Here is a 12,870-nt window from a genome sequence, read left to right as displayed (position 1 = left end):
ACCTAACAGGTTTTGCAATACAGGGAAAAATTATACTTCTGAAACAGTAGTGTATAAAAACAGAAAGCCGGCGTAATAAACGCCAGCTTTCTGTTAAATCAGGCCAAGAGAATCAAGAAATACAATGATGATCACGACTGGTACGATGAATCTCATGACCGTATACCAGAGATGGAAGAACCAGCTGCCTGCTTTGGAATGTTGCAGCAGCTCCTGCCGCAATACTTCTTTCTTGATTTTTAGCGGAACGAATATCGAAATCAGCAGGACGCCGAGCGGCATCAGGATATTGCTTACTAGAAAATCAGCTAAGTCAAAGATGTTTTTTCCAAACAAGGTTACCTCTGCAAGCGATCCAAACGACAGCGCAGATGGGATGCCAAGCAGGAAGATCAATCCGCCGGCAATCCAGGAAAATTTAGCTCGTTTCGTACGATCACCTTTCGCAAGCGTGGCAACGACAATTTCCAGCATCGAGAATGCCGAAGTCAAAGTTGCGAACAGGAAAAGGACCAAAAACAGCAGCAAGAACAGCTCGCCAAACACCATTTTTTCAAAAACGGCTGGGAGGACGACGAATAATAGTCCCGGCCCTTCAGTTGGTTCAAAACCAAGTGAGAATACAGCCGGAAAGATCGCCAATCCGGCAAGCAGTGCGATGAACAGGTTCATTCCGACGACCGATAAGGCAGGCTGGATGATGCTGCTTTTTTTCGGCAAGTAAGAGCTATAGGTTACCATCACTGAAACACCGATACTTAGAGAGAAAAACGACTGTCCCATCGCGAACAAAATGCTTTCGGAGGTGATACTTGCGAAATCGGGCGCCAGGAAAAACTTTACGCCAGCAAGCGCGTGATCAAGAGTTAAAGAACGGACGATGAGGATGAGGAAAAGCAGGAACAAAGCTGGCATGAGAAGTTTGCTCGCTTTTTCAATCCCAGACTGGACGCCTTTGGCGACGACGAGGATCGTGACAAGCAAGAACGTCGCCTGCGCAGCGAGGACGCTCGTCGAATCGCTGATCGTCGTCCCAAACAAAGCACCGTAATCAGCACCTTCCTGGACAATTCCGCCAGCAAGTCCTTTTATAAAATAAAGCGAGATCCAGCCGCCGACGACACTGTAAAAACTTAGCAACACGAAGCTCGTGACCACCCCTAAAATTCCGATGAAATACCAATTGCTTTTTGGAGCAATTTGTAAATAAGCACGAATGGCTTCCTTCCCAGTGCTGCGGCCAATCACAAATTCCGCCAGCAGCAGCGGCAGACCGATGAATAACGAAAATAAAAGGAATAAGAGGAAAAACGCTCCGCCGCCGCTGACTCCTGTCACATACGGAAGCTTCCAGATCGCCCCAATTCCTATTGCCGAACCTGCTGCGGCAAGGATAAAGCCTATTTTTGATGACCATTGCTCTTTCTCCATGTTGATTCTTCCTCTCTTTATGGCAAAATAAATAGCCACGCCGCTATCCATCTGGATAGGACGTGGCTGAACACGCGGTGCCACCCTATTAATTCGAAATTATAGTATGATAAGAATAGGCTGTCAAGCAGCTTTTTAGGGAGGAGGGGACAGCATATGCTGCTACTGATTAAGAATGGAGAGGTTTACGCTCCTGAGTATCTTGGCAAAAAAGATATTCTCGTAGTTGATCGGAAAATTGGCTTTATCGAGGAGGAAATGAAGATTCCCGATGAGTTTGTCGAAGTAAGGGTCATCGAGGCGGCTGGGAAAAAGATTGTTCCTGGCTTCATCGATTCCCATGTTCATCTGATTGGCGGCGGCGGCGAAGGTGGATTCCGCACTAGGACGCCAGAAATCCAGCTGACCGATGCGACAACTGCTGGCATCACCACGCTTGTCGGCGTTCTCGGCACAGATGGGACGACACGAACGATGCCGGGTCTCATCGCCAAGGCACGGGCGTTAGAGGAAGAGGGGATTACCACCTATGTGCAGACTGGCTCCTATCAGGTTCCAGTCAAAACGCTTACTGGCAAAATCGAGGACGACATCATTCTGATTGATAAAGTAATTGGAGCGGGCGAGATTGCGATTGCCGATCATCGTTCTTCTCAGCCGACGGTCGAGGAGTTGGCAAAGATTGCCTCGGCTGCGAGGATCGGCGGGATGCTGGCTGGAAAAAGCGGCATCGTCAATATTCATGTTGGCGATAGCCTAGACCATTTGAAGCGAATCGAGGAAGTGGTCGAGCATACCGATATCCCGATCCGGCAATTTTACCCGACCCACATCAACCGAAATCCGCACTTATTTGAAGCAGGTATCGACTATGCGAAAAAGGGCGGGTGGGTGGATTTCACTACCAGCTCCATCCCTAAGTTTTTGGAAGAGGGGGAGGTCAAATGCAGCGTCGCCTTGAAGCGGATGCTTGAAGCGGGTGTCGACATCAGCCAAATTACCTTCACATCCGATGGACAGGCAAGCCTGCCAGATTTTGATGAAAATGGAGAACTGATCGGTTTGCAAATTGGCAAAGTTTCCTCTTTGTATGAAGCGGTGAAGGAAGCGGTAGTGACAGAGGAGATTGCGCTGGAGGTTGCCATCCGCGTCATCACAGCGAACCCGGCAACGGTTTTAAAGCTCTCGCAAAAAGGCCGGATTGAAGTTGGACGAGACGCAGATCTGGTGCTGCTTGATCAAGACCTCGAGATTGATACCGTTATCGCAAAGGGGCAAGTAATGGTGGAAAATAAGCGTCCGTTAGTGAAAGGGACATTTGAATGAAAAGAAGAACCTTGATGGAAAAGTCAAGGTTCTTTTGGACGCGTAGCTTTTTTTAAAAGATAAGCAAGGGAAACATGTGCCCGTGAAAAAAGGAAGCAGTGGTTCACGGTCACATACAAGGGAAACATGTGCCCGTGAAAAAAGGAAGCAGTGGTTCACGGTCACATACAAGGGAAACATGTGCCCGAGAAAAGAGGAAACACCGGTTCACGGTCACATACAAGGGAAACATGTGCCCGAGAAAAGAGGAAACACCGGTTCACGGTCACATACAAGGGAAACATGTGCCCGTGAAAAGAGGAAACAGCGGTTCACGGTCACATAAAAGGGAAACATGTGCCCGTGAACAGAGGAAGCACCGGTTCACGGTCACATAAAAGGGAAACATGTGCCCGTGAAAAGAGGAAACAGCGGTTCACGGTCACATACAAGGGAAACATGTGCCCGTGAAAAGAGGAAACAGCGGTTCACGGTCACATACAAGGGAAACATGTGCCCGTGAAAAGAGGAAGCACCGGTTCACGGTCACATAAAAGGGAAACATGTGCCCGTGAAAAGGGGAAACAGCGGTTCACGGTCACATAGAAGGGAACATGTGCCCGTGAAAAAAGGAAGCAGTGGTTCACGGTCACATGCAAGGGAAACATGTGCCCGTGAAAAGAGAGAACAGCGGTTCACGGTCACATACAAGGGAAACATGTGCCCGTGAAAAGAGAGAACAGCGGTTCACGGTCACATACAAGGGAAACATGTGCTCGTGAAAAGAGGAAACAGCTGTTCACGGTCACATAGAAGGGAAACAGGTGCCCGTGAAAAGAGGAAACAACGGTTCACGGTCACATACAAGGGAAACAGGTGCCCGTGAAAAAAGGAAACAACGGTTCACGGTCACATACAAGGGAAACATGTGCCCGTGAAAAGAGGAAGCAGTGGTTCACTGGCAAAAGGATAAAATTCCCTGAGAATTGTCCAGCTCCAGCGCTTAGCCCCTCGAGTCGCCTGTCTAGCTGCGGCTCCTAACTCCTCGAGACGCTTCGGTCCTGCCAATGAAGTCAAAGAACGACTTCACTGTCAGGCCCTCCGAGGCACAGGATGTGCTAGATCCGCCAGCCACAGGACGTGGCGTTATCGGCGGGCAGCGCTTGTCGGAGTTGAACAGTCGCCTTCGCATTTCGCTAGTCTAGTGTCGCCTCCTAGAAACTCCGAAACTTCCACTCCACCAGCAGAAGCAAAAAGCGCTTCTTCTGGTGGAGTCTCCAGTTTCTGCGTTTCTGGGCAGTCGGCTATACTTTTCGATTTCAGTCCGCTCAGATGAAGTCAAAGAACGACTTCACTGTCAGGCCCTCCGAGGCACAGGATGTGCTAGATCCGCCAGCCACAGGACGTGGCGTTATCGGCGGGCAGCGCTTGTCGGGGCTGACCAAGGCGCCCTGTGCTTTTCTTCAAAAAAGGATAGACAATATCATTCCGCCAATTGCCCCGGTACAGACAATAATCCACGGTGCAAGCTTCCAATATACGAGCATGCTGAACAAAATTGCTGCAAATACGAAATCGATCGGCGCGAGAATCGAACTTGTCCAGATCGGATCGTAGAAGGCCGCAATCAGGATGCCAACAACAGCTGCATTTACGCCAATAAGGGCATTGCTAATTTTGCTGTTTCGTCTCAATGCCTCCCAGAATGGCAATGTACCGACGATCAGCAGGAAGGCTGGCAGAAAGATCGCTGCCGTCGCGAGCAAGCCACCCTTCCAGCCGCTGATGACCGCCCCGATATAGGCTGCGAAGGTGAACAAGGGTCCTGGTACTGCCTGAGCTGCGCCATATCCGGCAAGGAAGGCTTCCTCGCTAAGCCAGCCTGTCGGGACGACTTCGCGTTCTAGCAGAGGAAGGACGACGTGTCCGCCTCCGAACACGAGCGATCCTGAACGGTAAAAGCTGTCGAACATGGCAATTGCGTTAAGGGAAGTCGTTTCCCGCAACACCGGCAGAAGGACAAGCAAGCCAAAAAACAAAGCGAGACTAACATAACCAACCGTTTTGGAGATGGAAAAAGTCATTCTGTTATCCTCGATTTTGTTGCGGGATTTGAATAGCCAGGAGCCAATAACTCCAGCGGCAAGGATCACGCCAATTTGCGTGTACGCTGACTGCGACAGCAAGCTGGCAGTCAGTGCGAATAATGCAATTGTTTTTTGCGGCAAATCGCGAGTGAGCTTCTGTGCCATTCCGAGGATCGCTTGTGCGACAACAGCGACGGCAACGATTTTCAGCCCGTGGATCCAGCCAGCGTCGCCAACCTCGTATCCTTGCAAAATCAGCGCAAAGAGGATGAGCACCAAGACAGAAGGCAGTGTGAATCCGAGGAAGGCGAACAATCCTCCAAATAAACCACCGCGCATCAATCCTATACCAATTCCTACCTGGCTGCTCGCGGGACCAGGAAGAAACTGGCAAAGAGCCACTAAATCGGCATAGCTCTTTTCATCGATCCACTTTCTGCGACGGACATATTCTTCATGGAAATAACCGAGATGGGCAATGGGCCCGCCGAAGGAAGTCAGCCCAAGTCTCGTCGAAACGATTAAGATTTCAAGCAGCGACTGGAATGTAACAGGTTTTTTCTTTGTCATTTCTTTGTCTCCTTCCCTCAATATTCTACCTAACTGAAAACAAAAATCCAATCGAGACTATCTGGGTGTAAAAGCTGGCATATTTTTCAGGAACGGTGTAAAAATGAACGTATGGAGAGAAAAAGGAGGAAAGCGGAATGCCGGGAAGATGGATCAAAATCGGAGGTTACACCGTTATTGCCGTGTTTTCAGCAATGTTTATCCTCGGGTTTATTACTGGGGAAACAGATGTTATGAGCGCGCTTTTTAAAAAAGGTGGAACGATAGCTGAAATTGGAGCAATCGCTGCATTTGGATTATGGATTGTCAGGTTGTTACTCCGGCAATTGAAAAAACGTAAATTTGAATTTTCGAAGTGGGTACAGGTTGTTTTCAAGCTGTTAAGAGAGCATCATACCATGATTGGCTGGGCTGCATTTTCCGCCGCGCTTGCACATGGATCTTATTTTTTCCTGCAGGCAAACGAAGAATGGCAGCGCGTCTACAGCGGATTAGCGACTTTGATTGGTTTTGCGATTCTCGTGACTGTTGGCTTATTCCTGGACAAGCGGGCAAAAGGAAGGAAGTATCAAACCTTTAAAAAAGTCCATCAGGCAATTGCGATAATCTTTGGGTTCGCTTTAGGCATACATCTTTTGGTTGGGTAGCAAAAAGACTCCGGAGTCCCCGGAGTCTTACTCTTTTCTTAGGCGTAAATCATTCCAGTCCCCGAAGTCTTACTCTTCAACGGTGAACTGTCCCATCATTCCTGCATCTTCGTGTTCAAGAATATGGCAGTGATACATAAACAGTCCTTTGTGATCGAATGTCGCAATAGCTCTGACTTTTTCCCCTGGGGAAACCAAAATGGTATCCTTCCAGCCGCGTTCGTTTGGCGGCGGTGGATTGCCGTCTCTGTCGAGGATGAGGAATTGGGTTCCATGGCCGTGGAATGGGTGGGCCATCCCCATGTTATTGCCCATCATCCCCATGCCATCATTCGTAATCTCCCAAATCTCGGTATCATGGAGCTTGAGCTTCTCATCAATTCGGTCCATATCCATTTGTTTGCCGTTGATCGTGACGTTTTGGCCCATGCCGGACATGACGAATTTTCTCGTGTTTGTAGCCATGGACTCATCCACTTGCGGTATGTCCACTAAATGGGCAGGAAGCTCTTTTGGTCCTTTTTCCTCGCCGGTAACGACAAATTTCAGAAATGGAAGCCCCTGATCTGTCAGCTCGACGGTTTCGCCCTCTTTATAGCTGGAAAAATCAACAATTAGCTCCGCCCGCTCAGCCGAACTCAAAATCAGGTTGCTAAGCTTAACCGGCTCTTCCAGTAATCCGCCGTCGGTTCCAATTTGATAGAAATCCTGGCTGTTGCTTAAAGCAAATTGGTAGATCCTTGCATTCGAGCCATTTAGCAGCCGGAATCGAACCTTGCCCTTCGGCACTTCGACATAGGGATTGATGGCGCCGTTGACCATAATCGTATCGCCCTGGAGACCCATCATCACATCCTGCATTCCGAGATTGTAGGCAAATTGGCCATTTTCATCGAGCTGCTTGTCCTGAACAATCAGCGGAATATCGTTGACGCCATACTCATTTGGGAGATCCAGCTGCTCGCTATCTTGATCATCGATAATAAATAACCCTGCAAGCCCCTTGTACACATGTTCACCTGTTTTATGTAGCAGGTGAGGGTGATACCACAATGTTGCTGCGTTTTGGTCGATGGTGAATTGCGGATTCCATGTGGTCCCTGGTTGGATTCCGCTATTTGGTCCGCCATCATCCTCGCCATCCACTTCAAGACCGTGCCAGTGCAAAGTTGTTGCTTCATCAAGCTCATTTTTGACTTTAATCGAAACATCGTCGCCTTTTTTGACACGAATCACCGGCCCTAAATAATTTCCATTGTAGCCAAAGGTGTCGGTTGGCTTTCCTTTTAAAAATTCCATCGACCCTGTTTGCGCTACAAGCGTGAATTCCGCTTTGTTCGGGTCAGGATTTTCGTCTTCCAACAGTGGCGGAATGGGCAGCGGCTTTTCTTCTCCTGAAAAATTGTTGGTTTTCCTATTTTCAACAGCGCCAGAACCGCTGCCCATCATGCCGCCTCCCTGGCCAGGCATATTTCCGCCAGCACCGCCGCTCATCATTCTCATGAAAATCCATCCGCCCCCAATGACCAAGACAAGAACAACGATTGCGGTTATGATTACTTTTTTCATTTATGCGCCTCCTTTGCTGTTCTTTTTTTATCATACCTCATAAACGTCCTCTTCAATCTATCAGGAAAATATGCATTTTTTGTAGAGAAAAAACAGCCCGTAACACTTTCGTACTATATAAATACCCCGTTTGATGAATGGTTATCCTCTAAGGATATTGTCATAATGGAATTCAACGAAACTCTTCGTGAGTTTGGCCCATTCATTGGCTAGTGGCACCCCCATTTGGCCAGTGAGTGGGTTTTATTTGTATAATCAAATCTGCTAGTATAAAATTAATTAACTGAAAATTCTAAAACGTGGTGAGGTGACCTAAATGAAGCGAAAAAGGGAGGGGTATGCAAAGCTGTTCATGAGTTCCGTTACGCTGATCGGCTGGCTGCTCATCATTTTCTCCATTAGAAAATGGGAGACACCTCATGAACCTGTTGTTCTGGCACTTTTGCTGATGTTTTTGCTGATTAGCGAGTACTACCCAATGCCGGTGTGGCGAGGTCATACGGCGATTACCTTCCCGGTCGTTTATGTGCTGTATTTACTGTATGGGTTTTCCTGCACCGCACTCGTCTATGCTTTTGCCGTATTGATCGTCAACCTGCTGCACAGAAGGCCCCTCCGGACGGTATTGTTCAATCCTGCTCAGCTTGTGCTCAGTTTTTATTTGGCCGCAGCGATATTGTCTGGGGCAGAATACCAGCTGGAACAACTGGCAGTGGATCCAATTTTTCAGGGAATCATTCGCTACTTTTTCCTGCTTGCTGTCTATGTCATCATCAATAATCTGATTGTCGACCTTGTATTGCTCATCAGGCCACAGCCTTATTCGCTTCAGTCTTGGAGGCAAAAATCGCTTACGGAACTGAATAGTGCCGCGATCTCACTCGTGTACGGAATTACTTTGTATATTGTCGGCAGCGAAAACCGTGGCGAAATTGATGTGTTTGCCTATTTCTTTTTCTTTTCGCCGCTTGTCGGGATCTCGCTGTTAAGTGCAACGATCGCGAGGCTGAAAAGAGAGCAGAATCGGCTGAAGCTACTTTTTTCAATTACATCGCAGTTGAACCAAATGCTTCCCTCTCAGGACTGGCTTTCCGCATTGAAGGGAAGCTTCAATGAACTGATTGGCGCCGAGGCAAGTATCCTATGGATCAAAAAGGAAGGGGACTGGGAGGTGAGCTTCAAGGATGGCAGGACGCTTGCAGACTGCGGTCTGTTAGCAGAGGCTTTTGCCGAATTTGCGGGAATGCGACGCCCGATGATTTACAATGATCGTAAGAAGGACGCTGGAGTTGCTTCTGCTTGCTTTGAAAAAGATGTAAAGGCTTTTGTTTACTCGCCGCTAGTCATCGAGAACGAAACGATCGGGATGTTCATTGTGGCCCGGAGTCGAACAAAAAGCTTTGAAGACCATGACGTCCAATCGATTGCGACGCTCTCAAACCAACTTGCCGTCGTCATCAAAACACGGATGCTTTTTACCGAAAAAGAAAAGCGGATTGTTCTTGAAGAGCGAAACCGGATTGCCCGCGATATCCACGATGGTGTCGCCCAGACGCTTGCCGGAGCAGTGATGAAGCTCGAAACTGCCGGAAAGAAGTTCAGCAAAAATCCGGAAGAGACGAGGAAGCTTGTCGATGAAAGTGTCCTCGGCCTCAGGGATAGCCTGAAGGAAGTCCGCGAGTCGATTTATGCATTGCGGCCATATCCTACCCAGAAAGCGACGCTCGCAGAAGCGATTTTGCGAAAAATCGAAGCGGCCCAGAAGGAGTACGGGCAGGCCATCCAGTTTGAAATCAGAGGACAGGAGCAGCAGCTCAGCCCGATGGTGGAAAAGGTTCTGTTCGATACCTTCCGGGAAAGCTTGCATAATGCGATCAAGCATTCACAGGCTACGAAAATTGAAATTCTCTTAAGCTATCAATCCGAGCATATCCTTTTGAAAATCAAGGATGACGGCAAAGGATTCTCGCTGTTCCAGGCGATGCTCAAAGCCAGGAGCCAGCCGCATTTCGGGATCCTGCAAATGAACGATGCCGCTGAAAAAATCAATGCTTCCTTGCAAATTGACAGCAAGGAAGGCTCGGGAACGGAAGTAAGCATCGCCGTTCCAAAAATGGGAGTGGAGGGGGAAAGCAATGATGATCAGGCTCATGCTAGTGGATGACCATGCTGTACTGCGCGATGGGCTCCGCAATATTTTGTCCGTTGAAGATGATATTGAAGTTGTCGGGGAAGCCGTCTCTGGCGACGAAGCCCTTTTACAAGTGGAAAAATGCAAGCCGGACTTGATCCTGATGGATATCAACATGCCATTGAAAAATGGCGTCGAAGTTACTGGCATTTTAAAAAAGAAGTACCCGAATATTAAAATTCTTGTGCTGACGATGCACAGCCACGAGGAATACTTTATGTCCGCAATTCGCGAAGGAGCGGACGGTTATTTATTGAAGGATGCGCCATCCGACCAAGTTGTCGAGGCAATCCGGACCGTTGCCCGGGGCGAATCGGTCATCCATCCGTCGATGACTAGAAAGCTACTAGCCTTCCATCAGCAAAAAAAGACGGAGCAGCAGGACAACACGCTGACGGAGAGGGAAAGAGAGGTGTTGCTCTGTCTCGTGGAAGGACTAAGCAACAAAGAGATCGCCGACCGCCTGTTCATTAGCGACAAAACCGTGAAAATCCACGTTAGCAAAATTTTTAAAAAGCTGAATGTCAAAAGCCGTTCCCAAGTAGTTATCCATGCCGTCCAGCACCAGCTCGTCCCCATCCCGCCGACATCGATCTGAGCATAGAGAGAGTCCTCTAAAAAAGGGCTCTCTTTCTCTTTGTAGAATGAGACAGGTTTGGAGGTTGCGAGCGGAAAGGTGTCAAGAACCCCCCGTTATTTTGACAGGTTTGAGGGTGCAGAACGAAAAGTTGTCAAGAAAGCCCCGTTATTTTGACAGCTTTGCGAGTGCAGAGCGAAAAGTTGTCAAGAAAGCCTCGTTATTTTGACAGGTTTGGGGTTGCAGAGCGAAAAGTTGTCAAGAAAGCCTCGTTATTTTGACAGGTTAGGGGTTGCAGAACGAAAAGTTGTCAAGAAAGCCTCGTTATTTTGACAGGTTTGGGTGTGCTGAGCGGAAATTTGTCAAGAAAACACTGTTATTTTGACAGGTTAGGGGTTGCAGAGCGAAAAGTTGTCAAGAAAGCCTCGTTATTTTGACAGGTTTGCGAGTGCAGAGCGAAAAGTTGTCAAGAAAGCCTCGTTATTTTGACAGGTTTGGGGTTGCAGAACGAAAAGTTGTCAAGAAAGCCTCGTTATTTTGACAGGTTTGGGTGTGCAGAACGAAAAGTTGTCAAGAAAACACTGTTATTTTGACAGGTTTGCGAGTGCAGAGCGAAAAGTTGTCAAGAAAGCCCTGTTATTTTGACAGCTTTGCGAGTGCAGAACGGAAAGTTGTCAAGAAAGCCTCGTTATTTTGACAGGTTTGGGGTTGCAGAGAGAAAAGTTGTCAAGAAAGCCCTGTTATTTTGACAGGTTTGCGAGTGCAGAACGAAAAGTTGTCAAGAAAGCCTCGTTATTTTGACAGGTTTGGGGTTGCAGAGCGAGAAGTTGTCAAGAACCCCCCAGGTTGAAATTTTTATTTGGATGGCGCGGTGCCTGATTGATACTACTTTGGTAGTATCAAAGATTAGTACGGAGGTTATTATTTTTTAAACCCAATGCAGAATGGTTTTTACGTAAATATTGTGGGAATATTAAGAAAAATAGCGAAGGAGCTGACTAACTGAATGAAGTGGAAAACTGTATTTTTATCCGGTATTCTTGTGGTTGCTATGGTCTTTGCTTCGATTGTTCCGTTGACCACGACTAAGGCGGTAGAGCCTGAAAAAGCAGTAATAGACGCTGAGTTGACCAAAGTCCTTTTATCAGCTGAGGGCCCGGTGGAAGCGATTGTTACGTTTAAAAGTGATCAAGGAATGCTGCCAGGACAAGTGAAGCTTCTTGAAGAAATTGGCATCACCAATGGTTTGACATTGAAAAGCCTGCCGATTGCCGGAATAGTGGCGACAAAAACGCAAATGGACAGGTTGGCAGAGAGCGACCAGGTAGTTTCGATTTACCTAAACAAAAGGCTGGCATACGAAAATGCGGAAGCGACCGACCTAACTGGCGTCGACAAGGTTCGGACAGATGACAGTATGAGAAAGCGAAACGGCGGATTGCCGGTAACAGGCAAAGGGATTGGCGTCGTCATTAATGACAGCGGCGTGGACGGAACCCATCAGGATCTGGAATTTGGCAAGCATCTCGTCCAAAATGTACTTGGATCGACTAATTTGAATGCGCTCAGCGCTCTGCTTCCCGTCACCTATGTGGAGGGTGTACCGAATACGGATTCCAGCTCGGGGCACGGTACTCATGTTGCCGGGATTGTCGGCGGAACTGGCGAAATGTCCGGAGGCAAATACGAAGGGGTTGCCCCGGGTGCGAACCTGATTGGCTACGGATCAGGAGCTGCGGTGGCGATGCTTGATATACTCGGCGGCTTTGATTATGCATTGACCCATCAGCAGCAGTACAATATTCGCGTCATTACCAATTCCTGGGGAGACACGGGGGACGCCGGCACTGACTTTGATCCATCTAATCCTATTAATATCGCAACCAAGAAATTGTATGACCGCGGGATTGTCACGGTATTCTCTGCAGGAAATTCAGGCCCGGATGAAAAAACCATTTCGGGAAATTACAAGAAGGCACCATGGGTAGTGACCGTTGCTGCCGGAGATAAATCGGGCAAGCTTGCAGACTTTTCCTCACGCGGGGAAGATGGCCGGGGAGGGACTGTTACAGTCGACGGCAAGTCTTGGGAGTGGCAAGACCAGCCAACGGTGACTTCCCCTGGTGTCGACATTATTTCTACCAGAGTAATCAGCCCACTGGTCGCGCTTGGTGCAACTTCGGACGTCGAATATATTGAGCCTGCCTATCTGCCATTTTATACAACGATGAGTGGAACATCGATGGCCGCTCCACATGTCGCCGGCATAATTGCTCTGATGCTGGAAGCGAACCCGGTGCTGTCGCCAGCCGAGGTAAAGTCGATTCTTGAAAACACCGCAACAGCCATGCCGGATTACGCTGATTGGGAAGTTGGTGCTGGGTATGTGAATGCCTACAATGCAGTAAATGCAGCTTTTAAAGAGAATGATAGATAGGAGATCAACAAGTACAGGAAGTAACCGGTATTTTGGGTCATTAAACAAAGCGAATT

General features: G+C 48.2%; 8 protein-coding genes. 5 read left to right on the top strand and 3 right to left on the bottom strand.

Annotated elements, in window-relative coordinates; translation table 11 throughout:
* Positions 1 to 93: 93 nt before the first annotated feature.
* The gene (locus J2S25_RS08035; protein WP_044395626.1) at positions 94 to 1,431 is read right to left on the bottom strand and encodes a sodium-dependent transporter; all 1,338 of its coding nucleotides are present in this window, start codon (positions 1,429 to 1,431) and stop codon (positions 94 to 96) included.
* A gap of 156 nt (positions 1,432 to 1,587) precedes the next feature.
* On the opposite strand from J2S25_RS08035, the gene iadA reads away from it, so the two are divergent.
* Positions 1,588 to 2,757, top strand: a complete 1,170-nt coding sequence (iadA, locus tag J2S25_RS08030) for a beta-aspartyl-peptidase (RefSeq protein WP_044395624.1) — start codon at positions 1,588 to 1,590, stop codon at positions 2,755 to 2,757.
* 1,442 nt (positions 2,758 to 4,199) lie between these two features.
* Here the strand turns inward: iadA and J2S25_RS08025 are convergent.
* Positions 4,200 to 5,393, bottom strand: a complete 1,194-nt coding sequence (locus J2S25_RS08025) for a chromate transporter (RefSeq protein ID WP_307191627.1) — start codon at positions 5,391 to 5,393, stop codon at positions 4,200 to 4,202.
* Between the two features lie 137 nt (positions 5,394 to 5,530).
* Between J2S25_RS08025 and J2S25_RS08020 the strand changes: the two genes are divergently transcribed.
* Positions 5,531 to 6,040, top strand: a complete 510-nt coding sequence (locus J2S25_RS08020) for a hypothetical protein (protein ID WP_044395007.1) — start codon at positions 5,531 to 5,533, stop codon at positions 6,038 to 6,040.
* Between the two features lie 69 nt (positions 6,041 to 6,109).
* Here J2S25_RS08020 and J2S25_RS08015 read toward each other — a convergent pair whose 3' ends face one another.
* Positions 6,110 to 7,609 carry a multicopper oxidase family protein gene (locus tag J2S25_RS08015; RefSeq protein WP_044395005.1) on the bottom strand — a complete coding sequence of 500 codons (1,500 nt, stop codon included), beginning with the start codon at positions 7,607 to 7,609 and terminating at the stop codon, positions 6,110 to 6,112.
* 316 nt (positions 7,610 to 7,925) lie between these two features.
* On the opposite strand from J2S25_RS08015, the gene J2S25_RS08010 reads away from it, so the two are divergent.
* From J2S25_RS08010 to J2S25_RS08000, 3 genes are all read left to right on the top strand, one after another.
* Entirely contained in the window at positions 7,926 to 9,773 is a 1,848-nt protein-coding gene (locus J2S25_RS08010; RefSeq protein WP_307191626.1) for a GAF domain-containing sensor histidine kinase, read from the top strand.
* A complete protein-coding gene (locus J2S25_RS08005) occupies positions 9,748 to 10,398 on the top strand; it encodes a response regulator (protein WP_307191660.1) in 651 nt (216 codons plus the stop codon). The genes J2S25_RS08010 and J2S25_RS08005 overlap by 26 nt, the downstream gene beginning before the upstream one ends.
* A 985-nt stretch (positions 10,399 to 11,383) precedes the next feature.
* Positions 11,384 to 12,814: a S8 family serine peptidase gene (locus J2S25_RS08000; protein ID WP_307191625.1), complete on the top strand. Its 1,431-nt coding sequence runs from the start codon at positions 11,384 to 11,386 to the stop codon at positions 12,812 to 12,814.
* Positions 12,815 to 12,870 lie beyond the last annotated feature (56 nt).

The organism is Mesobacillus stamsii (genome assembly GCF_030814065.1).
Lineage (GTDB): Bacteria > Bacillota > Bacilli > Bacillales > Cytobacillaceae > Mesobacillus > Mesobacillus stamsii.
The sequence above is the reverse complement of the archived record's forward strand: the minus strand, read 5'-3'. Positions and strand labels throughout refer to the sequence as shown.